We start from the raw sequence: 21,766 nt of genomic DNA, 5'->3' as shown, positions 1-21,766 counted from the left end.
CGTCAGCCTTCCTCGCCGAAGCGATCAACCAGATGCGAGTTGACGCCGTCGGCGTCGAGCGTCCGGGCCACCAGATACCCGGCGCCCATCCACGCCCGCCGCGTCCACTTGCCGAAGGAGACCCGGGTTCCCGGCGCCCCGGAGGCGGCGGGCATCATCTTCACCCGCTCCAGCGCCTCCTTGACCCCGCGCGGGCTGAGCGGGTGCGCGTCGGTGAACGCGCGCACCAGGGTCGCGGCGACGTCGCGATTCACCACGGTCACGCAGAACTCCGGGCGGCTGCCGTTGTACTTCCTCGCGTAGCTGTCGAGGAACTCCTGGCCGATCCGGTTCGCCTCGTCGTATTGGTCGACACCGATCCAGCCCATGAACGCGTTCCACATGATCGGGTTCACCCAGGCGTTCTGCCACGCGGTGGTGGTGAAACGGGGTGGGTCCCAGTTAAGGGCCTCGAGCGCCGGGTTGATGAAGACGATGCCGAATCCGAATCCCAGGTGCACGATCGCCTCGGCCTTCGCCTCGTGCAGCGTCTGCACCGCAGCGTTGATGTCCTGGGCCGTCTGGGCGATCGCGACTTCCGCCACGATCCGAATCCCCTTGCGCCGACAGGCACTTCGCAGGTTCTTCAGGTAGCTCTCCCCGATGAGGCTCTGCTCGACCAGCACGCCGACCTCGGCGAGACCGCGTTTGGCGATCAGGTCGGCCAGGAAGATGGGTTCGTCGGTCATCGATCCCTGGGGGAACGCGAAGGTCCACTCGCCTAGCCAGTCGTCGGTGCCGGTCACGCTGATCGCGGGCACCTTGAACCGCTCCTCGATCGCTTCGCGCAACGGCACACAGTTGTCGGTGATGTTGGGGCCGAAGACCACCAGGCAGCCCTCGTCGACCAGTTCCCCGTAGGCATCGATCACCGCCTTGACCGAACCCTTGGGCAGGCCCTCGACCTCGCGATAGATCATCTGCACCGGACGGTCCATCAGGCCCTGGGCGACGGCCTCCTCGAAGATGAGGTCGAAGGTCTGGGTGAACGACGCGAACAGATCCTCGGGAAACCCCGGTGGCAGCGTGAAATCCATCAGGTAGCCGACCTTGATCGGCTCAGCGCTGCTTTCGTAGGACATCTGACCTCCCGGGTGACGAACTCGCGCGCGCCCCAACACCGAAAACCTAATATTTGTTCAGACCCTAGCGGGGGCGGTAGGTAGCGTCAATCATCGGGTCCGTCGGGCGCGCAGAGGTAGATGTCGATCATCTCGCCCAGGGCCTTGCCCACCGCGACGTCGTCGGTGAGCGGCCCCGCGATGGCGGCCCGGGCCGCCTCTTTCATGCTCAGCCCCTCCGCCACCAACCGGCCCGCGGCGATCAGCACGCGCGTCGACGCGACCTCACGCAGCCCGCCCGTCTCCAGCCGGCGAATCGCCTGACCGAACCGGACCAGTTCGGCCGCGGTGGCGGCGTCCACGCCGGCCTCGTGCGCGACGATCCCCTGTTCGACATCGGCTGCGGGGAAGTCGAATTCGATCGCGACCATGCGCTGGCGTGTCGAATCCTTGAGGTCCTTGAGTACGCTCTGATACCCGGGGTTGTACGACACCACCAGGCCGAATCCGGGGGCGGCGTCCAGTGTGACGCCGAGTCGCTCGATGGGCAGCTGTCGCCGATGGTCGGCGAGCGGGTGCAGCACCACGGTGGTGTCCTGCCGGGCCTCCACCACCTCGTCGAGGTAGCAGATCGCACCCTCACGCACGGCCCGGGTCAGCGGGCCGTCCACCCAGACGGTCTCGTCACCGCGCAGCAGATACCGGCCGACCAGGTCCGCGGTCGTCAGGTCGTCGTGACAGGCCACGGTGATCAGCGGCCGGCCCAGGTCATAGGCCATCGCCTCGACGAATCGCGTCTTTCCGCAGCCCGTCGGCCCCTTGAGGACCAGCGAGAGGCCCTGGCGGTACGCCGCCTTGAAGACGGCCTCTTCGCTGCCGACCGCCTGGTAATAGGGCCGCACTTCTCCCTTTTCGTCCCCCTCGGACGGACCGCGGTTGAAGTACGCAAGCCCGGACTCGTTGGCCATAGCTTCCCTTCAGATCGTCCGGCGATTGCAGCCTAACCGGAACAGATGTTTGTTTTCAAGTGTCGTGGCTAGCGGCGCCGGTGCGCTGTCGCACCAACTGTGTTCTGGGACTTGACATCACCGACACCCGGCGACGCACCTCGGCCGAGCGCAGCGCGGACCGGAACAACGGTCCGACGACACCGGCCAGCTGATCGGGGCGCGCGATCGTCGCGTGCGCAGCGCTGCCGAACACCCGGCGCAGCGATGGCACGTCGGTCCCCGCGCCGACGGTCAGGCACACGCAGCCGGTCCCCCGCCGGCGCGCCTCGGTCAGCGCACGGCGCGCGTCCGCGGCGCCGTAGGCGCGCTCGTATCCGTGGTCGTAGGCGAGGCCGTCGGACACCACCACCAGCAGCCGGCGCGACGTCCCCCCGCGACCCTCCAGGACCGCCGAACCGTGCCGGATCGCCGCGCCGAGCCGCGAGTACGCGCCGGGTTCCAGGCCGTTGAGCCGCCGGAGAACCAGGGCGTTCAGCTGGTCGTCGAACCGCTTCACGGGCACCATGCTCACCGCCCGCCGGCCCTGCGAGTAGTAGGCGTAGAGCGAGACGCGGTCGCCCAGGTCGTGCAGGGCCACGGTGAGGTTGGCGACCGCGGCGCGCTGTTGCTCGTGGACCGTCCGCCCGACCGTTCCCGGTTCGCCCGCCGACCCCGACACGTCGAGCAGCAGCAGCACCGACAGGTCACGCCGGCGCCGCAGGCTGTCCAGGTACACCGCCTCGTCGGGCACCGCGCCGGCCCGCACTTCGACCCGGGCTTCGACGGCGGCATCGATGTCGATGTCGTCGCCTTGCGACTGCCGGTGCCGGCGGTGCAACCCCATGCCGAGCCGCGAAAGTGGCCGGCGCACACCGATTGCGTCGTCGATGGCCTGTGTCGCGGACGCTTTGATCGTCGGCTCGACCTCACGCACGGTGCACCACGCGTGCCGGTAGCTCTTGCGCGCCACATCCCATTCCGGATACCGCACGCCGTCCGCGACGGGGTCCTGCTCGTTCCCCTCGTCGCCGGGGGCCGAGGCCAGCGACGCCACGGCGTAGGCGCCGCGCTTGGTGGAGTTGGTGCGATGCGTCGGGCTGTCCGCGCCGGGCGGACCCCCGCCGCTCCCGGTCTTGCGCGCCGAGGAGAGCATCTTTTTCAGCCATTTGCCGATGAAGCCGCCCCCGCCCACCGGGCTGGTGAACAAGTCCGGGTCGTCGGAATCGTCGACCTCACCGTCGTCGAGCTCCTCGAGTTCCGGCTTCTGGCTGCGCGAACTTCGCGGAACGTGTTGGGGCTCAGCCTGATTCTGTTGCGTGGCCACCCTTGAGGCCGCCACCACCTTCCCCGCACGGATCACGCCGAATTCCGGTGCCGGGTCCTGAATGGCTCCCCGCGCGGAGGCGATGCGCAGCGACGCGGCGGGCGAGTCACTGCGGCCGGCGACGCCGCGATCACCTACCGACGCCAGGACGCCCGGCAGCACGTCGGCGTTACTCATCAGTGCGCGATGACCCTCCACCGCCAGATAGCGTCTGGCCAGTCGCGGGTGGCGTACCAGGGGCCGCACCACGTCGGGATCCAGACTGCCGGCCGCGATCATCGAGGCCTGCACCGCAACCGATGCGAGCCGCGCGCGGTCTGGCGCGACCGGGTCGACGTAGATCGTCTGGCCGTCCGTCCACGGCGATTCACCCGGCTGCAATTCGGCGACGGCCACCGCCCGCCCCGCCAGCGCCGAGGCGAGCATGCCGAGCCCGTGCACCCGGTCGCCACGCCCGTCGTCCGCCACGCCCGACCTCCGAACCGATCGTTGACCAAATATCTGTTCCACCGTAAAGTCCGCCGTGGGCGCAGTCAATCGCGTCACGCGCGCGGACACGAGTTAGTCGGGAGCACATCATGATTGACTTCACCGGCCAGGTAGCGGTGGTCACCGGCGCCGGCCGCGGGCTCGGTCGGCTGTACGCGCTCGACCTGGCCCGCCGCGGCGCCGCGGTGGTGGTCAACGACCTGGGCGGCGGAATGCGCGGCCTTGCACACGAAGCCGCAGACTCGAGCGTGGCCGACGAGGTGGTCGACGAGATCACGACAGCGGGGGGCCGGGCGATCGCCTCGTACGATTCCGTGGACACCCCCGCCGGCGGCCAGGCGATCGTCGACGCGGCCGTGGATGCCTTCGGGCGCCTGGACGCGGTGATCAGCAACGCCGGCATCTTCGGCAGCGTGCCCTTTGAGGATCTGTCGCACGACGACTGGACGCGCATGCTGCGCGTGCATCTCGACGGCGGCTTTCATCTGTCCCAGCCCGCGTATCGCGTGATGAAGAAGAACAGGGGCGGCCGCTTCGTGTTCATCTCGTCGTCCGCCGGGCTCTTCGGGCAGCCGATGGAGGCGCACTACGCCGCGGCCAAGGCCGGGCTGGTGGGGTTGACGAACGTCATCGCGATCGAAGGCGAGGCGCACGGGATCCTCGCCAATTCCGTGCTGCCGACCGGCTTCTCGCGCATGGTCACCGAAACCGTCGGCGACGAGAAATTCCTCGCCGAATCCGGCTTCATGCAGGCCATCAGGCCCGAACTCGTCGTGCCCCTGGTGACGTTTCTCGCCAGCACCGCCTGCACCTTCACCCACCGCAACTACTCGGCCTCCGCCGGCCGCTACGCGCGGGTGTTCGTCGGCCTTGCCGAGGGATGGCTCGCCGACGCCGGCGGCCGCCCCACCGCCGAGGACATCGAGCAACATCTCGCGCAGATCTCGTCGACGGAGAAGTTCAGCGTGCCCGCCTCGATCGTCGACGAGGTGCTCGAAGTGTGCGAGCGGCGCGGCGTCAGCCCGATGCCGGGCGGGACCGACATCGAATTCCCCGCACCCCAACAGCACGGGAGCTGATCGTGGAGGACGAATTGCGCCAACAGGTCCGGTGGCTGGCCGACCGCGCGGCGATCTACGACTGCATGCAGCGCTACGCCCGCGGGATCGACCGGCAGGATCGTGGGCTGCTGCGGTCGGCCTACCACGACGGCGCCGTCGACGACCACGTCGGATTCGTGGGCGAGGTGGACGATTTCATCGACTGGGCGCTGGCCTATCACGGTAGCCAGACGCGGTACCAGCACTATCTGCTCAACCACACCGCCGACATCGACGGCGACGAAGCCCACGCCGAGACCTACTACCTGTTCGTCGGGACCGACCGCGAACCGGCAAACCACATGACGGTCTCCGGCGGTCGTTATGTCGACCGGCTGCAGCGGCGCGACGGGCGGTGGGCCATCGTCGATCGGGTCTGTCTGGTGGAGTTCATCGACGAATCGCAGTCGCTGCTCACCGACGCAGCCATCGCGATGGTCCCGGGTGCGCGCACGCCCCGCCACGACGCGAGCGATGCCTCCTACGATCGCCCGCTGGCCGCGTCGCGCGCGCCGGACGTCGTCATTGACCAAGCATCGGCTCAACCGTAGAGTCCGGCTTGGTCGCAAGGGACGCATAAGAGGCCAAAGAAAAAGGCAACGTGGACTTTTCATACCCGGCGGATGTGGAACGGTTCCGCCTCGAGCTGCGTGGCTGGCTGGCGGAAAACCTGACCGACGAGCTGGTGGCCGCGCGCCGGCCCACCGGGCGCGACGACGCCGCGTTCGAGAAGCTGCGCGTGTGGAACGCGACGATGGCCGACGCGGGATGGGCCGCGGTGTCGTGGCCGCGTGAGTACGGCGGGCGCGGCGCGACGGTGCTCGAGCAACTGGTCTACACCGAGGAAACCACCCGCGCCCGAGCGCCCGTGCCGCTCAACGTCATTGGGCTGAACAACATCGCGCCGGCGATCATGCAATACGGCACCGAGTCCCAGAAGCGCACCCTGCTCCCGCGCATGATGCGCGCCGACGACATCTGGTGTCAGGGCATGTCGGAACCCGAGGCGGGCTCGGACCTCGCGGCGTTGCGCACCCGCGCCGTGCGTGACGGCGACGACTTCATCGTCAACGGCCAGAAGATCTGGACGTCGCTGGGACATCGGGCCGACTGGTGCCAGCTCTACGTGCGCACCGATGCCGACGCTCCCAAGCACAAGGGGATCTCCTGCCTGATCGTCGACATGACCCTGCCCGGCATCGAGGCACGCCCGCTGGTCACGCTCAACGGCGACGCCGACTTCGCCGAGGTGTTCTTTCACGACGTGCGGGTGCCGGCGGACGCCTTGCTCGGGCCACTCAACGCGGGCTGGCAGGTGGCCACCACCACGCTCAGCCACGAGCGTGCCGGGGCCGCCCGGTTGTACGCCGAAATGCAGGTGCGGCTCGAAGAGCTGGTGGACGATCTCGCCGCGGCGGACACCGGCGCGCTGGACGACCCGGTCACACTGCGGCGCCTCGGCGAAATCGCCGTCCGCATCAAGTATCTCGAAGTCCTGTGTCAACGATCGATCTCGGCCACGATGCACGGCGGTTCGGAAAAAACAGCATTGGGGTCGGCCAGCCTCGCCAAGACCGTGTGGGGCGAGATCGGACAGGACCTGGCCGCCCTGGCCTATGACACACTGGGCGGCCGCGACGCCGGTGCCCCGTGGGGGGACTACCGCCTGACGTCGCGCGCGCTGACCATCGCGGGCGGCACCAGCCAGATCAACAAGAACATCACCGCCCAACGGGTACTGGGGCTGCCGCGAAAATGAACCTCGAACTCAGCGACGAGCAGGCAGCGCTGCGCGACACCACGCGGCACTTCCTCGCCGAAAAGGCCTCCGTCTCCGACCACGTGCGCCCGCTACTCGACGACCCGACCGGCACCGATGAGTCGGTGTGGCGCGGCCTGGCCGGTCTCGGCGTCACCGGTCTGCTGGTGCCGGAGGACTGCGGCGGCTCCGGCATGACGATGGTCGAGGCCGGCATCGTCGCCGAAGAGCTGGGGGCCGCACTGCATCCGGGACCGTGGTTGTCGACCGCGGTGGCCGCCCCACGGGCGCTGAACCTGTTGGGCGCCAACGACACCGCCGCAGAACTGCTGCGCGGTATCGCGGACGGCACCACGATCACCGCCGTCTGCTTCCTGGACCTCGGCAACGCGTCCGTCACCGCCAGCCGCCGCGACGACGGTGTGGCCCTCCGCGGCGAGGCCACCGGCGTACCCGATGCCGCCGCCGCCGACGAGCTGCTCGTGCTCGCCGACGCTGCCGGCGACACCGGGCTTTTCGCGGTGCGAAACGGCTCGCCCGGGGTGTCAATTGCGGCCCAGCCCGGCATCGACCCGACCCGCAAGCAGTTTCGCGTCTCGTTCGACGCCGCCCCCGCCCGGCGCCTGGCCCCGGTGTCTGCGCACCAGATCGCCGCGGTGATCGACGACGTGCTGATCGCGTCCGCCGCCGACGCGCTCGGCGCCGCGCGCGCAGTCATGGACCTCGCCGTCGGATACGCAAAAGCCCGAACGCAATTCGGTCAACCGATCGGCTCGTTCCAGGCGATCCAGCACCTGTGCGTCGACATGTACGAGACCGTCGAGCTGGCCCGCAGCGGGGTGATCCACGCCCTGTGGGCCAGCGACACGCACCCCGGCGCCGACGGCGGCGAGCGGCATCTTGCCGCGCTGCGGGCCAAGGCGTTCGCCGGGCGGCTGGCGACCGTGGCCGACACCGCCATCCAGGTGTTCGGCGGGATCGGCTACACCTGGGAACACGACGCTCACCTCTATCTCAAGCGCTTGCTGGGCTGGAGCGCGTTTCTTGGCGGGCCCGACCGGTACCTCACCGAAATCGGTGCGCGCCTTGCGAAGAGAGGACGTCACTGATGGAGATCGACTATCTGCTCACCGCAACCCCGTCGGCGCGAAAGTCGCTCGACCTGGACGCCGACGTCGATCTCGGCGACATCCGCGAGTGCCTGCGGATCGGCCTTCAGGCCGCGAACGGGTCCAACGCGCAGTCATGGCGCTGGCTGGTGATCGCCGACCCGGCGCTGCGCGCCAAGATCGCCGAGCTGTATCGCGAGGCCTACCTGCGGCGGGTCGGCGGGCAGCTGCTTGCCGATCTCATGCCGGCGGGAACACCCGAGAGCCGGGTCATGTCGTCCACGGAGTGGCTCGTGGAGAACATGGCGCGCGTGCCGCTGCTGGTGATCCCCTGCTATGAGGCCTACGTGCCGCGCATCGATGGTGACGAATCGTTCCACCTGGCAACGCTGTACGGTTCGATCTTCCCGCCGGTGTGGAATTTTCAGCTGGCCCTGCACACCCGCGGATACGGCACCTGCATCACGACCCTGCACCTGCACCACGAGGAGGAAGTCCGAAAGTTGCTCGGGATTCCGCAAACCTACGTTCAGGGCTGCCTGCTGCCGGTGGGCCGCCTGCGCGCGGGCCGCACCTTCCGGCCGGCCCCGCGGCGCCCGGTCGAGGACGTGGTCGCGCGCGACCGCTGGGATGGCCCGGCGCTCTAGAATGGGGTTTTCGCCGCTTGTGCAGCGCATTCATCGGGGCCCGTCTGATAGCCTCTAACAAAGATTTGGTTCGGCACGAGAGGACGAATGCGCATGCTCGCCACCCCGCACTCGTCCCGGCTCCCACACCGCTGATCATGGCGAAAGCCGAGTCACTGCGGTCCGGCGGAACCACCGATTCCCCGACGCGCCGCGCCGAGATCCTTGCCACGGCGGCATCACTGATCGCGTCCTCCGGATTGCGGACCTCGCTACAGGAAATCGCCGATGCCGCAGGCATTCTTCCCGGCAGCCTGTATCACCACTTCGAGTCCAAAGAGGCGATCCTCGTCGAGCTGATCCGGCGCTATCAAGACGATCTGGAACGGATCGGCCGGTCCGCGCAGGCGAAGCTGGACGAACCGGACTCCCGTCCGGTCGCCGAACAGATCATCGAACTCGGAGCGGCGATCGCCAACTGCGCCGTCGAACACCGCGCCGCCCTGCAAATGTCCTTCTACGAGGGGCCGAGCACGGATCCTGAGCTGATCAAGCTGACGCAGCAGCGGCCCGTCGCGATTCAGGAGGCGATGCTGCAAACGCTGCGCGCCGGCCGCTGGAGCGGCTACATCAAACCCGACATCGACCTGCCCACGCTGGCCGACCGCATCTGCCAAACCATGCTGCAGGTCGGCCTCGACGTCATGCGCCACAAATCTCCCGGGGATCAGGTGGCCGGCCTGCTGTGCCGAATCATCCTGCAGGGGTTGGCAACTCGCTCCCCGGCCGACGCCGCGCTGGACCGCTCGAAGGCCTTCGCCGCCGCCGACGACGTCATCGCCACCTGGTCCGACGACAGCGACGCCGACCCCAGCGACAAGGCGGCACTCGTGCGTGCGGTGGCGCGAACGGAATTCGGACGCAGGGGTTATGAGGTCACCACCATCAGGGACATCGCGTCGGCCGCCGGGCTTGGCACCGGGACCGTGTACCGGGTGATCGGATCCAAGGACGAGCTGCTCGCCTCGATCATGGAGTCCTTCGGCAAGAAGGTGGAGGCGGGCTGGGTCAACGTCCTGCGCTCGGATGCCACCCCGATCGAAAAGCTGGACGCGCTGAGTTGGGTCAACGTCAACGCGCTCGACCGGTTTTCCGACGAGTTCAGGATCCAACTCGCCTGGATGCGTCAATCACCCCCGGACACGCCCAACCCGGGCTGGCTGTACGCCACGCGGCTGCGGCAAATGAAAACGCTGCTTTCCGAGGGGATCCGGTCCGGGGAGATCGGCGTCGACGCGCCGTCCACCGCGATGTTGGCACGCTGCGTGGTCGGCCTGCAGTGGATACCGGAGAACATCCTCCGAGACGTCGGCAAACGCGCGGGACTGGTGCACGCCCGCGACACCGTGCTGCGCGGCGTCGCCGTGCGCGGCAAGTAAACCGCAATAACCCGACCCGGTATTGAACCAAATAACTGTTACCCATACAGTTGAGCAGTTAGAACCGCGTTGGCATTATCCGAGAAGGGGATTTCCATGACCATTGTCGATCGGTTGCGCTACGACGGCAAGCGCGCTCTGGTGGTCGGCGGCGCGACTGGCATGGGCGCCGCCGCGGCCAAGTCAGCGGCCGAACTGGGCGCCGAAGTGATCGTGATGGACTACGCGCCGGTGGACTACAAGGTCGCCCAGTCCGTCCAGGTGGACCTGCGCGACCCCGCGTCCATCGATTCCGCCCTCGAGCAGGTCGACGGCCCCATCCACGCGGTGTTCTCCGCCGCCGGCGTCGCCGACGGAACGATCGACCTGATGAAGATCAACTTCATCGGCCACCGCCACCTGATCGACCGCCTGCTGGAAAAGGACCAACTGCCCAACGGCTCGGCCATCTGCTTCATCTCCTCGGTCGCGGGCATGGGCTGGGAGAACGACCTGGACCTGATGCTGGAATTCCTGGCCACCCCGGACTTCGCGGCGGCCGAGGCGTGGTGCCAGGCGCACGAGGCCGAAGGGATCAACCACTACGGCACCAGCAAAAAGGTGATCAACACCTACGTGGCGACCCAGGGCTACCCGTTGGCGAAGAAGGGCATTCGCATCAACGCGATCTGCCCCGGCCCGACCGACACCCCGCTGGCCCAGGCCAACGCCGACCTGTGGCTGTCCTTCGCCCAGGACTACCGCGACGAGACCGGCTCCAAGGTGCACACCCCCGAGCAGATGGGCGACGTGATGGCCTTCCTCAACAGCGAGGCGGCCTGCGGCGTCAGCGGGATCACCCTGCTGGTGGACTCGGGCCACACCATGGCCTCGATGACCGGTGCCTACGCGCCGGGCAAGCCGATCATCGACATCATCATGGGCAAGGTGAAGCTCTAACCTTTCTCCCGCGAGACCGAACCGCCTACCGCTCTACCCGGCGTTCGCGTCGGGAGTTCCAGACTCGCGGGAAGTAGCGTGGGGGCATGGCTCGCATCGCCCTCATCGGCGGCCACGGCAAGGTCGCCCTGCAACTGGCCCAGATCCTGACCGAACGCGGCGACGATGTGAGCTCGGTCTTCCGCAACCCGGACCACGCCAGCGATGTCGCCGCCACCGGCGCCAAACCCGTGACGGCCGACATCGAGCGGCTCGACACCGACGCCCTGGCCGGCCTGCTGGCCGGGCATGACGCGGTGGTGTTCTCCGCCGGGGCCGGCGGCGGCAACCCGGCACGGACCTATGCCGTCGACCGCGACGCGGCCATCCGGGTGATCGACGCCGCGGCCCAGGCGGGCGTCACGCGGTTCGTGATGGTGTCCTACTTCGGCGCCGGCCCGGATCATGGTGTGCCACAAGACGACCCGTTCTTCGCCTACGCGGAGGCCAAGGCGGCCGCGGACGCCCACCTGCGCGCCAGCGACTTGGACTGGACGGTCCTGGGCCGGGCCGGCTCACCCTCGAGCCGGCGACCGGGCGCATCGCGCTGGACAAGGGCAAGGGCTCGGTTTCGCGCGCCGACGTCGCGCAGGTGGCCGCCGCCGCGCTGGCGGACGACTCCACGATCGGTCGCACCATCGAGTTCAACAACGGCGACGTCCCGATCGCCCAGGCACTGGCTCGCTGACCCTGTCACCAGCGGAGTAAGCTGCGCTACGCAGCTGGTCTGCCGTCACCGCACAACGCGGCGTCGGCATCGAGCGAGACATGTTAGACATGCTTCGCAAGAGGGAACCCGGTGGGAGTCCGGGACTGTCCCGCAGCGGTATGCAGGAACGACCGCCGTCACGAGCACTGGTCTGGCGAAAAGACTGGGAAGCGACGGCCATTAGGAACTGCCCGGCTCCTCAGCGGCCGGGCGTGAGCACCCCCCGGTGCGCGCCTGCGAGTCCGAAGACCTGCCAGCTGTGCCGGACGCGCCGCGTCCGGCGGGCTCATCGCCTCGTGGAATGGGCGTTTGACCGTAACCGTTAGTGGTAAGTGCCTGAAAGAAAATCGGGCACGCACCGCGAGACGGTTCGGCCTCGCGTCCGCCGGCGGTGACCAGACCGTTGATAAAAGGACGAAAAACGTGACCACTCAACCATTCACCGCCACGGTTACCGGCTCGCCGCGCATCGGCCCGAAACGCGAACTCAAGCGCGCCACCGAGGGCTACTGGGCCGGCCGCACCAGCAGATCGGAACTGGAATCCGTCGCCGCGACACTGCGCCGCGACACCTGGGCGAGCCTGGCGGCCGCGGGCCTGGACTCGGTGCCCGTGAACACCTTCTCCTACTACGACCAGATGCTGGACACCGCGGTGATGCTCGACGCGCTGCCGGCCCGGGCCACGCAGGTCTCCGACGACCTCGACCGCTACTTCGCCGCCGCGCGCGGCAATTCCGACGTCGCGCCGCTGGAAATGACCAAGTGGTTCGACACCAACTACCACTACATCGTTCCCGAGATCGCCCCCACCACGAAGTTCGCGCTGAACCCCGACAAGGTGCTCTCGGAGCTGAAAGAGGCTTTGGCACAGGGCATTCCCGCGCGGCCGGTCGTCATCGGGCCGATCACCTTCCTGCTGCTCAGCAAAGGCATCGACGGCGCGGGCGCACCCATCGAACGACTCGAGGAACTGGTGGGAATCTATTCCGAACTGCTGTCGCTGCTCGCCGACAACGGCGCGCAGTGGGTGCAGCTCGACGAGCCGGCGCTGGTGACCGACGCCTCCCCCGACGCGCCCGCGTTGGCCGAGGCCGTCTACAACAAGCTCGGCGCGGTGAGCAACCGGCCGTCGATCTACGTCGCCACCTACTTCGGCGACCCCGGCGCGGCGTTGGCCGGTCTGGCCCGCACGCCCGTCGAGGCGATCGGCGTCGATCTGGTCTACGGTCCCGACACGGCCGTCGCTGCGGTACCCGAACTAGCCGACAAGGTACTGGTGGCCGGCGTCGTCGACGGACGCAACATCTGGCGCACCGACCTGCAGGCGGCGCTGGACAAACTGGCGAGCCTGCTGGGTTCGGCTGCCGCGGTTGCCGTCTCGACGTCCTGCTCGACGCTGCACGTCCCGTATTCGTTGGAGCCGGAAACCGGACTCGACGAGGCGCTGCGCAGCTGGCTGGCCTTCGGACAGGAGAAGGTCGGCGAGGTGGTGGCGCTCGCCCGCGCACTGCGCGAGGGGCGCGAGGCGGTCGCCGACGAGATCGCGGCGTCGAACGCCGCGGTGGCCTCCCGCAAGAGCGATCCGCGCCTGCACAACGACCGCATCCGTGCCCGCATCGACTCGATCGTGGCCTCCGGCACACACCGCGGTGACGCGGCGAGGCGCCGGGCCAGCCAGGACGAGCGGCTGCAGCTGCCGCCGCTGCCGACGACGACGATCGGATCGTTTCCGCAGACCGCTCAGATCCGCAAGGCCCGCGCGGCGCTGGTCGCCGGCGAGATCGACGCGGCCGAGTACGAAAAGCGGATGAAGCAGGAGATCGCCGACGTCATCAAGCTGCAGGAGAACCTCGGGATCGACGTGCTGGTGCACGGCGAGCCCGAGCGCAACGACATGGTGCAGTACTTCGCCGAGCAGCTGGAGGGCTTTTTCGCCACCAAGAACGGCTGGGTGCAGTCCTACGGCAGCCGCTGCGTGCGCCCGCCGATCCTCTACGGCGACGTGATCCGCCAGCACCCGATGACGGTGGAGTGGGCCAAGTACGCGCAGTCGCTGACAGACAAGCCGGTGAAGGGCATGCTGACGGGTCCGGTCACGATCCTGGCGTGGTCGTTCGTGCGCGACGACCAGCCGCTGGCCGACACCGCCAACCAGGTGGCGCTCGCGATTCGCGACGAGACCGTGGACCTGCAGTCCGCCGGTATCGCGGTGATCCAGGTCGACGAGCCGGCGCTGCGTGAGCTGCTGCCGCTGCGTCGCGTCGACCAGGACGACTACTTGCGTTGGGCCGTAGGGGCTTTCCGGTTGGCCACGTCGGGTGTCGCGGACTCCACGCAGATCCACACCCACCTGTGCTACTCGGAATTCGGTGATGTGATCGGCGCGATCGCCGATCTGGATGCCGACGTGACGTCGATCGAGGCGGCACGCTCACACATGGAGGTGCTCGACGACCTCAACGCGATCGGCTTCTCCAACAGCGTCGGACCGGGCGTCTACGACATCCACTCGCCCCGGGTGCCGAGCACCGAGGAGATGGCGGAGTCGCTGCGCGCGGCGCTGCGAGCCGTTCCGGCCGAACGGCTTTGGGTCAACCCGGACTGCGGACTGAAGACCCGCAACTCCGACGAGGTGACCGCGTCGCTGAAGAACATGGTCGCCGCCGCGCAGGAAGTGCGCGCGGGGGTCTGAGGCCTCGCGGGCGTAACGCCACGGCGGTTTCCGGCGGGAAATGTCGCCGTGGCGTTACAACCGCGCCTACCCCGACACCACCTCGACGGGAACGTCGTCGGCCCAGGGCTGGCGGGTGACCATGTCGGCGACCCGGACGATGCCGCGCTCGAACTCACCGGTCGCGGCGTCGACCAACCGATACGCCTGCGTCTGCTTGTGAATCGGTTGCGCGTCAAGCAGAACCACGCGGACCTCACCCGGTTCGAAGTGGCAGCGCTCCTGCAGCGCGCTGATCAGCTGCTCGTTGTGCATGTGGCCGTCGCCGAAGTTCCAGCCGATCGCGGTGCTGCAGATCCGCTCGCCGTCGGTGAGGACGTAGTCGTCCTCGTTCTGGCCGGCCATGGCGCGGTGCGCCAGCGTGAACAGCGCCCGGCCGTGAGTGTTGAAGCCGCGGAACGCATATCCCATGTAGAGCGGGATCTGCGCCGCCTCCGGGCTGCCGTAGAACCGTTCCAGCTGGGCCTGCGGCATGCTGGCGATCGCCACGATGCCCCTGCCGATCTTGTCGTTGGCGGACGGCTTGATGCACCACAGCGTGGTGTCCCAGTTGCCCGCGTAGTACCGCATCCCGGGCAGAAACGAGATCTTGCGCGGAAACATGTTGCCCAGCAGAACGATTCCCGCGATCACGACAAACAGGATCGCCACCACCACCGGGTGCTTGAGGTCCGCGAGACCGAGCTGGGTGTGGGCGACGAACAGCGACAGCACCCCGAAGATCATGAAGACATTCCACTCCAGTGGCACGCCCATCGGGATCGAGACCAGGATGCCGAGGTGGAAGCACACCATGACGACGGCGGCCACCGTGACGGGCCAGCCGCCGTGACAGAAGAACAGCGGCAGCGGCACCAGCATCTCGATGGCGGTGCTCAGGTGCGCCAGCCACCGCGACAGCCACCCCGGCCGCAGGTCGTCCGGGAACTTCTCGAAGAAGCGCCTTTTCAGCCAGCGCGGCCGCACCAGCGGATTGTTCGACATCATCGTGGAGATCACGAACGGAAAGTGTTTGTTGAGTTTGGATGTCGCGGCGCCCATCCAGATCACCAGGAACACCACCTTGGAGCCGATGATCATGTCGGGCGCGGCGAACAGGAACGTCACCGCCATCGTCGCGTAGACCTCGCCACGCGCGGCCAGGAAGATCACCTTGTCGCGCAGGCCGAGCACCGCGAGCAGCAGCAGGATCAGCACGACCTTCCATGCGGGCAGCAGCCCGATGGTCGTGCCCAGTTCGGGGATCGGCCCGGTGCCGTCGGCGAACAGCGCCGCGAACGTCACCAGAAGGAACAGCGCATACAGGGCCACGTCGATCGGTTTGCGCTTCGTGCCCTTGGTCAGTGGCACGCGGTCCGGCCAGGGTGGCAGCCGGATGGTGCCGAAGCGCATCCAGTACAGGACCGAACCCATCGGCGGGAAGAACCGGTTGTTCAGCGGGCCGAAGCCGCAGCCCAATCCGATCACCTCGAACAGCATCGTGTAGAGCACGACCTTCTCGAACACGATCGGCTCCGACCACCACGACGCGACCTGTGTGAACCCGCCGAGGCCGCGGGTGGCCGAGGCGAACACCCACGCGCCGAGGATGTAGAGCAGGATTTTGACGACGTAGAACAGGTGCAGCGCGACCGGCGTGCCGAAGCCGACTTCGGCCCAGTGCTTGGCCATCGGGCGGATCTTGTCGCTGCGGCTGCCCTTGTTCCATTCGGCCATGTCGAGCTGCGGTAGCTCGGGCTTCAGAAATCCCATGGTTCCACAGACTAGAACGTGTTCTAGGTAGGTGGCACGCGTTGGGCCCGAACTAGGCGGGCAAGTTTCTCACCGGGTCGGCCCGTATTTCACGCCGGCGCGCCGCCCGGGCCGGGGCGCCCTGGACGATGAGGGCGCGGACCTGATTCTCGGCGGCACTGCCTGCGACGAACAACATTTCGTCGCCGGCCTCGAGCACGTCGTCGGGCTGCGGCAAGATGACGCTGCCGGCGCGCAGCACGGTGATCAACGCGGCGTTGTCGGGCAGCGGCAGGTCACTAATCCGGCGGCCGACAAGCGGGTTGTCCACCGGCAGTGTCAGTTTCGACAGGCCGACCTGACCGCGCGCGAGCCCCATCAGCTGCACGAGGTGGCCGACGTCGATGGCCCCCTCGACCCCGGCCACCATGGCGCGGGGCGTGGAGACCGCCACGTCGATGCCCCACGCCTCGGTGAACAGCCACTCGTTTCTCAAATCGTTGACGCGCGCCACCACTCGAGCGACCCCGAACTCGGCCTTGGCCAACAACGCCGCCGCGAGGTTCACCTTGTCGTCGCCGGTTGCCGCGATGACGACATCGCACAGCTGCAGTCCCGACTCTTGGAGCGACGCCAGCTCGCACGCGTCGGCGAGTAACCACTCCGCGTCGGGCACCGTCTGCGGTACGTAATGGTCGACGTTGCGCTCGATCAGCAAGACCCGGTGACCGGCCTCGAGTAGCTCGAGTGCGACCGAACGACCGACCGCGCCCGCGCCGGCGATCCCGATGCGCACTATCCACTCTCCTGACGGCTGGTCGGCGTGTACCCCAGCTAGTCATTAGTGTTACTAGTGATTCACTTGCACACAACCCGACTTCGCTGGCCTGAGCCGCGACCGAACGGCGATGAACAACATGACCTTGCAGCAGCTATACGTGACGCTGCTGGTCGGGGGCCTCGTGCTGCTGGCCAGCATCGTCGCCACCCGGGCGGCCGCCAAAGTGGGGTTGCCCAGCCTACTGCTGTTCCTCGCGGTCGGTGTCGCCCTCGGCAACGACGGGCTGGGGCTGGAATTCAACGACGTCCAGCTCGCCAGCGACCTCGGCACGACGGCGCTGGCCGTCATTCTGGTCGAAGGCGGATTGACGACGCGGTTCGCCGACATCCGCAAGCTGCTGGCACCCGCGGGTGTGCTGGCCACCCTCGGGGTGGGCATCAGCATGGTGATCACCGCCGCGGGCGCGCACCTGCTGCTCGGCATCAACTGGCAGCTCTCGTTGTTGCTCGGGGCGATCGTTTCGCCCACCGATGCCGCCGCGGTGTTCTCGGTCCTGCGCGTCCTACCGCTGCCCAGGCGCCTCGCCGGTCTTCTTGAGGCCGAGTCCGGATTCAACGACGCGCCCGCCGCGATTCTCGTGCTCATGTTCAGCACGAGCCCCCTGACGCTGGCGCCGGGAACCGCCGCGACTGGCGTGGTGTACGAGCTGGTCGTGGGCGTCGCGGTCGGCCTGTTCAGCGGCGTGCTGGGCGCCTTCGCGATGCGACGGGCGGCGCTGCCGGCCTCCGGCCTCTATCCGTTGGCGACATTCGCGCTGGGCATGGTGGCGTTCGCCGCGGCCGCCAGCGCCCACGCCAGCGGGTTCATCGCCGCGTATCTGTCGGCGGTGATATTGGCGAACTCCGGGTTGCCCCATCGCTCGGCCACCCGGTCCTTCGCGGAGGGGCTCGGCTGGCTGGCCCAGATCGGGCTGTTCGTGCTCCTCGGCCTGTTGGTGAGCCCGAGCCAATTGGGCAGCGAACTGATCCCGGCGATCGTCGTGGGCGGGGTGTTGCTGTTGCTCGGTCGGCCGCTCTCGGTCTTGATCTCCCTGGCCCCGTTTCGGGTGCCGTGGCGCGAGCAGGTGTTCCTCTCGTGGGCCGGGTTGCGCGGCGCGGTCCCCATTGTGCTGGCGACGTTTCCCATCGTCGAAGGGGTCGGGGACAGCTACCGGCTGCTCAACATCGTGTTCATTTTGGTCGTGGTGTTCACCCTGATCCAGGGCCCCGGATTGAGCCTGCTGGCGCACAGGATCGGGCTGATCTCGCGTGAAGCCACGAGGGAGATCCAGGTGGAAGCGGCGCCGCTGGACGTGTTGGAGGCCGAACTGTTGACGATGACGGTGTCGCCACCGTCGCGGCTGCACAACGTCTCGGTGCTCGAGTTGCGGCTACCGGACCCGGCCGTCATCACGCTCATCATCCGTAAGGGCCGCACCTTCGTCCCCCAGCCCCATACCCGCATCCAGGCCGGCGATGAGCTGCTGATCGTCACGACACCCAAGACGCGCGCCCCCACCGAGCGCAGGCTCCGCGCGGTGAGTCGCCGCGGCAAACTGGCGTACTGGTTCGACGAGTACGGCGAACCGGACTGATCTGCCGCCTGTATGGCCACGGTCGGCACATATGAGATCGGCCAGAGTTTCGCCCAGCGCCCAGCGCGCCGTCGCTAGAATTGAATCATTGTGTGGTTCAACGACGGAACCAGACCGCGACGGTCGCGCCCGGTCATTGCGATCGCCGCCATGGTGGTGTTGTTAGCCGCGGTCGTCGGATCCAGCCCGTCGCGCTCGGAGTCAGCGGGGTCCGGGCCTCCCGCGTCCGCGGCCCCGCATCCGGTGGTCGCCGCTATTGGCCACGACGACCACCCGGCTCCTGACCAGGGTTTGTCCGCCGAGTACCACAAGCCTCCCGCGACCGTGGCCGGACCTCATGGCCGGCAGGCGAATTCGCCGCGCTGGACGCCGGCGCCGCCGTGGTCACCGTCGCCGGCCTCATCCATGTCGAGTTGGCGAGCCGACGCCGTCAACTCGTGTGCACCCGGCACTTCCCTTGGCGCCCAAGATCTTTTGACCCGGCTCTGCGTCTCCAGACGCTGATCGGCCAGGACCGGCCGTCATGCCATGCCCGATGGCCGCTCAGGCGCATCGACGTTAACTCCTGCTGCTCACGCGCCACCGCACACCTGTCTCAATCGGCGGGTGTCCGCGCGGGACCTTCTATTTCAGGGAGAAATTTTGTCTACATTCTTGGTCGCGAAGACCCTCACAATTCTCGGTGGTGCCGCGCTGCTTGTCTCGGCGGTCGGATGCGACGACGGCGTCGTCGCGAGGTCAGCGAGCCCGCCGATCACCATGACGGCGGCTTCGTTCGGCGGGGTGCCGGCGCAACCGCTTCCGGCTTCGCCCGAAAGCCGCGCTGGCGGTGCGGGATTCACTGGCTGCATCATCGGCCTCAACTGCGGTTGCTTCCCTCGTCAAGGCAAGTGTGGACGGCAGCGGTCGCCACGGGTGGTACCTCCGCCCCCGCCGCCGGGCGAGTTCGGCAACAACGGTCCCGCCGACGACCGCCATGTGCCCGTGGTTCCGTGAGCCGCCGACCGCACCGTCGGCTCAGAAATCCGGGTGAACTCGCTGTCGCGGACGCCGCCGTCGGTGTAGTTTGCTGCTGGGGCGGGACTACGGTGAGGAGCCGGTCATGTCCGACGTCGATTATTGCGTGGTCGGAGCGGGATTCGCGGGCCTGACGGCCGCCTTGCGGCTCAAGCGGGCCGGCCGATCGGTGGCCTTGCTGGAGGCGCGCGACCGGGTCGGTGGGCGCACCTTCACCGAGACCCGCCCGGACGGGACGTGGATCGACCGCGGCGGCGCGTGGATCGGCCCGGGCCAGGACCGGATCTACGCGCTGATGAACGAGTTCGGCGTGCCGGAGTACAAGCAGCACAACGACGGCGACGCGATGATGATCGTCGGCGGCAAGAAGCACCGCTACGGCGGCACCATCCCCTGGACGATGAGCCCGTGGGCCGTCACCAACCTGGGCCTCGCCCTGATGTCGTTCGAGAGAATGTGCAAAGCGCTCCCGCGCGAAGCCCCTTGGGAGGCAACGCAAGCCGTCGCGTGGGACCGGATCAGCCTGGGCGAGTGGATCGAGAAGCACACGCTGTCCAAGGCGGCCCGGGAAATGCTGGACATGGCCCTGTCCGGCCTGTACACCTCGGCGGGATCCGAGACGTCGTTGCTGTGGGCGCTGCTGCAGACGGGATCGGCCGGCGGCCCGACGTTCGCCATTTCCGGCAAGGGCGGCTCCCAGGACGCCCGCCCGGTCGGCGGCATGGGCGCCATCTACCGACGGATCGCCGCCGAGCTCGGTGATGCGGTGCACCTGTCGCGGCCGGTCCGGCAGGTCGCGCAGGACGCCGACGGCGTCACCGTCAGCGCGGAGGGCATGACGGTGCGGGCGCGGCGGGTGATCGTGGCGATCCCGCTGGCGATCGCCACGTCGATCGCCTACGAACCGGCCCTGCCGGTGGATCGGGCGTTTCTGCACCAGCGCATGCCGAGCGGCGCGGTCGTCAAGATCTCGGTCGTCTACGACGAGCCCTTCTGGCGGGCCGACGGGCTGTCCGGCCAGTCGGCCGCGCCGGGATGCCCGGCGACGCTGACCATCGACGCCTGCACCGACACGGGCAACCCGGGGGTCATGTGCGTCATCAGCGAGGGGCCCGCGGCGCGACGGCTCGGCAGGCTCGGCGCGGCGGAACGCCAAGCGGTCATCATCGGCGAGCTGGTCGACCGCTTCGGGAGCAAGGCGAACGATTACCGCGAATTCCACGAACAGAACTGGACGGTGGAGCGCTATTCCGGCGGCGGCATGATCAGCCACGCGCCCACCGGCGTGCTGACCGAATTCGGTTACACCCTGCGCGAACCCTGCGGCCGCATCCACTGGGCCGGCACCGAGAGCTCGGCCGTCATGTGCGGGTGGGTCGACGGCGCGATCCGCTCCGGGGAGCGCGCCGCGGCCGAGGTGACCGCGGCCGACACGGCGACCGTGGCGGCCTCGAGCGTCGACTAGTTGCGCGCGTCGCCGGCGTGTCGGCCCGACAACTCGACGTTCGGCGCGGGGGGCGCCGTGGCTAGCCGGCTTGCTTGGCCGGCGGCCGATAGAAGATGACCAGCTGGCCGATGGCACCGGCCAGGCCGAGCACCACCGAGATCAGCAGGCCGTGCCAGCCGTCCATCCAGTTCTTCCCGAAGACCAGGTAGTCCAGGCTGTACTTCCCGGCGCCCAGCGTGGCCACGACGACCGCGCTGACGGCGAGCACCAGGTTGTATTCCCAGCCCTCCTTGACGATGAAGAAGCCGTTGGCGCGGTGCACGGTCCAGGCCGCGACCAGCATCAGCGAGACGAAGCCCGCGGCCGGGATGGGGGTGAGCAAACCCGCCGCCAGGCCCAGGCCAGCGGCCATTTCCGTGGTCGCCGCCACCGTGGCGTGAAACTTTCCGGGTTTCATGCCGATGCTCTCGAACCACCGTGCGGTGCCCGGGATGCGGCCGCCGCCGAAGAACTTGTTGTAGCCATGCGCGGCCAACGTCACGCCCAACACCAGCCGCAGGATCAGTACTCCGACGTCATGGAACGTGTCATATGAAGTCATAACTGTAAACCTAGATCATGGGGCGGGTGGCAAGACAAGAGCCGCCGAGCAGCTACGGCGCTTTATCCGCTGGTACGTGTGGGAACATAGCGGGCGTTCCGACGTCGGCATCGGTAGCTAAGTCCACAAAGGGGGTGCACCACGGCTCGCACCGCATCAGGTAGCGGCGCCCACCGCCATGCGTCGAGCGGGGCCACGCGT

The 21,766-nt window shown here is 68.1% G+C and carries 16 protein-coding genes, 1 pseudogene and 1 riboswitch; of the genes and pseudogenes, 11 read left to right on the top strand and 6 right to left on the bottom strand.

Translation table 11 applies throughout. The features are described 5' to 3' along the window. Nucleotides 1-2 precede the first annotated feature (2 nt). The 3 genes from W7U_RS02360 to W7U_RS02350 form a co-directional block, all read right to left on the bottom strand. The gene (locus W7U_RS02360; RefSeq protein ID WP_008254441.1) at nucleotides 3-1,121 is read right to left on the bottom strand and encodes an ABC transporter substrate-binding protein; all 1,119 of its coding nucleotides are present in this window, start codon (nucleotides 1,119-1,121) and stop codon (nucleotides 3-5) included. An 86-nt stretch (nucleotides 1,122-1,207) separates the two neighbouring features. Then, complete coding sequence (locus W7U_RS02355; RefSeq protein WP_008254440.1) at nucleotides 1,208-2,068, bottom strand: CbbQ/NirQ/NorQ/GpvN family protein; 861 nt, start codon at nucleotides 2,066-2,068, stop codon at nucleotides 1,208-1,210. 55 nt (nucleotides 2,069-2,123) lie between these two features. Further along, the gene (locus W7U_RS02350; RefSeq protein WP_231504877.1) at nucleotides 2,124-3,839 is read right to left on the bottom strand and encodes a VWA domain-containing protein; all 1,716 of its coding nucleotides are present in this window, start codon (nucleotides 3,837-3,839) and stop codon (nucleotides 2,124-2,126) included. 152 nt (nucleotides 3,840-3,991) lie between these two features. Here W7U_RS02350 and W7U_RS02345 point away from each other — a divergent pair, with 152 nt between their 5' ends. The 9 genes and pseudogenes from W7U_RS02345 (at nucleotide 3,992) to metE (ending at nucleotide 14,316) form a co-directional block, all read left to right on the top strand. Then, a complete protein-coding gene (locus tag W7U_RS02345; RefSeq protein WP_008254438.1) occupies nucleotides 3,992-4,981 on the top strand; it encodes an SDR family NAD(P)-dependent oxidoreductase in 990 nt (329 codons plus the stop codon). 2 nt (nucleotides 4,982-4,983) lie between these two features. Further along, nucleotides 4,984-5,553 carry a nuclear transport factor 2 family protein gene (locus W7U_RS02340; protein ID WP_008254437.1) on the top strand — a complete coding sequence of 190 codons (570 nt, stop codon included), beginning with the start codon at nucleotides 4,984-4,986 and terminating at the stop codon, nucleotides 5,551-5,553. 50 nt (nucleotides 5,554-5,603) lie between these two features. Next, entirely contained in the window at nucleotides 5,604-6,761 is a 1,158-nt protein-coding gene (locus W7U_RS02335; RefSeq protein ID WP_008254436.1) for an acyl-CoA dehydrogenase family protein, read from the top strand. Beyond that, nucleotides 6,758-7,870: an acyl-CoA dehydrogenase family protein gene (locus tag W7U_RS02330; RefSeq protein ID WP_008254435.1), complete on the top strand. Its 1,113-nt coding sequence runs from the start codon at nucleotides 6,758-6,760 to the stop codon at nucleotides 7,868-7,870. The genes W7U_RS02335 and W7U_RS02330 overlap by 4 nt, the downstream gene beginning before the upstream one ends. After that, the gene (locus W7U_RS02325) at nucleotides 7,870-8,517 is read left to right on the top strand and encodes a nitroreductase family protein (protein WP_008254433.1); all 648 of its coding nucleotides are present in this window, start codon (nucleotides 7,870-7,872) and stop codon (nucleotides 8,515-8,517) included. The genes W7U_RS02330 and W7U_RS02325 overlap by 1 nt, the downstream gene beginning before the upstream one ends. A 137-nt stretch (nucleotides 8,518-8,654) precedes the next feature. After that, nucleotides 8,655-9,935 carry a TetR/AcrR family transcriptional regulator gene (locus W7U_RS02320; protein ID WP_008254431.1) on the top strand — a complete coding sequence of 427 codons (1,281 nt, stop codon included), beginning with the start codon at nucleotides 8,655-8,657 and terminating at the stop codon, nucleotides 9,933-9,935. A gap of 96 nt (nucleotides 9,936-10,031) precedes the next feature. Then, entirely contained in the window at nucleotides 10,032-10,874 is an 843-nt protein-coding gene (locus tag W7U_RS02315; RefSeq protein ID WP_008254428.1) for an SDR family oxidoreductase, read from the top strand. An 86-nt stretch (nucleotides 10,875-10,960) separates the two neighbouring features. Beyond that, nucleotides 10,961-11,601: pseudogene (locus tag W7U_RS02310) on the top strand (SDR family oxidoreductase). Between the two features lie 47 nt (nucleotides 11,602-11,648). Continuing rightward, nucleotides 11,649-11,895: riboswitch (cobalamin riboswitch) on the top strand. A gap of 150 nt (nucleotides 11,896-12,045) precedes the next feature. Next, nucleotides 12,046-14,316 (top strand): 5-methyltetrahydropteroyltriglutamate--homocysteine S-methyltransferase, encoded by a 2,271-nt coding sequence (gene metE, locus W7U_RS02305; RefSeq protein WP_008254423.1) that lies wholly within the window; start codon nucleotides 12,046-12,048, stop codon nucleotides 14,314-14,316. A gap of 66 nt (nucleotides 14,317-14,382) precedes the next feature. On the opposite strand, the gene W7U_RS02300 is transcribed toward metE, so the two are convergent. Further along, entirely contained in the window at nucleotides 14,383-16,107 is a 1,725-nt protein-coding gene (locus W7U_RS02300; protein ID WP_008254420.1) for a DUF3556 domain-containing protein, read from the bottom strand. A gap of 52 nt (nucleotides 16,108-16,159) precedes the next feature. Then, on the bottom strand, nucleotides 16,160-16,882 hold the full coding sequence (locus tag W7U_RS02295; protein WP_008254418.1) for a TrkA family potassium uptake protein: 723 nt from the start codon (nucleotides 16,880-16,882) through the stop codon (nucleotides 16,160-16,162). Nucleotides 16,883-17,003: 121 nt separating this feature from the next. On the opposite strand from W7U_RS02295, the gene W7U_RS02290 reads away from it, so the two are divergent. Then, nucleotides 17,004-18,500, top strand: a complete 1,497-nt coding sequence (locus tag W7U_RS02290; RefSeq protein WP_008254417.1) for a potassium/proton antiporter — start codon at nucleotides 17,004-17,006, stop codon at nucleotides 18,498-18,500. Between the two features lie 1,102 nt (nucleotides 18,501-19,602). Next, nucleotides 19,603-20,982: an FAD-dependent oxidoreductase gene (locus tag W7U_RS02285; protein ID WP_008254415.1), complete on the top strand. Its 1,380-nt coding sequence runs from the start codon at nucleotides 19,603-19,605 to the stop codon at nucleotides 20,980-20,982. Nucleotides 20,983-21,043: 61 nt separating this feature from the next. Here W7U_RS02285 and W7U_RS02280 read toward each other — a convergent pair whose 3' ends face one another. Beyond that, the gene (locus W7U_RS02280; protein ID WP_008254413.1) at nucleotides 21,044-21,565 is read right to left on the bottom strand and encodes a DoxX family protein; all 522 of its coding nucleotides are present in this window, start codon (nucleotides 21,563-21,565) and stop codon (nucleotides 21,044-21,046) included. Nucleotides 21,566-21,766 lie beyond the last annotated feature (201 nt).

The sequence above is a fragment of the Mycobacterium sp. H4Y genome (assembly GCF_000364405.1).
GTDB lineage: Bacteria > Actinomycetota > Actinomycetes > Mycobacteriales > Mycobacteriaceae > Mycobacterium > Mycobacterium intracellulare.
Note: the sequence above shows the minus strand (reverse complement) of the source record. Positions and strands in the feature narration are given on the sequence as shown.

Coding starts and splice junctions, on each gene's coding strand:
- W7U_RS02360 (WP_008254441.1), bottom strand. CDS start 1,121: ATGTCCTACGAAAGCAGCGCTGAGCCGATCAAGGTCGGCTACCTGATG.
- W7U_RS02355 (WP_008254440.1), bottom strand. CDS start 2,068: ATGGCCAACGAGTCCGGGCTTGCGTACTTCAACCGCGGTCCGTCCGAG.
- W7U_RS02350 (WP_231504877.1), bottom strand. CDS start 3,839: ATGCTCGCCTCGGCGCTGGCGGGGCGGGCGGTGGCCGTCGCCGAATTG.
- W7U_RS02345 (WP_008254438.1), top strand. CDS start 3,992: ATGATTGACTTCACCGGCCAGGTAGCGGTGGTCACCGGCGCCGGCCGC.
- W7U_RS02330 (WP_008254435.1), top strand. CDS start 6,758: ATGAACCTCGAACTCAGCGACGAGCAGGCAGCGCTGCGCGACACCACG.
- W7U_RS02325 (WP_008254433.1), top strand. CDS start 7,870: ATGGAGATCGACTATCTGCTCACCGCAACCCCGTCGGCGCGAAAGTCG.
- W7U_RS02320 (WP_008254431.1), top strand. CDS start 8,655: ATGGCGAAAGCCGAGTCACTGCGGTCCGGCGGAACCACCGATTCCCCG.
- W7U_RS02315 (WP_008254428.1), top strand. CDS start 10,032: ATGACCATTGTCGATCGGTTGCGCTACGACGGCAAGCGCGCTCTGGTG.
- W7U_RS02300 (WP_008254420.1), bottom strand. CDS start 16,107: ATGGGATTTCTGAAGCCCGAGCTACCGCAGCTCGACATGGCCGAATGG.
- W7U_RS02290 (WP_008254417.1), top strand. CDS start 17,004: ATGACCTTGCAGCAGCTATACGTGACGCTGCTGGTCGGGGGCCTCGTG.
- W7U_RS02285 (WP_008254415.1), top strand. CDS start 19,603: ATGTCCGACGTCGATTATTGCGTGGTCGGAGCGGGATTCGCGGGCCTG.
- W7U_RS02280 (WP_008254413.1), bottom strand. CDS start 21,565: ATGACTTCATATGACACGTTCCATGACGTCGGAGTACTGATCCTGCGG.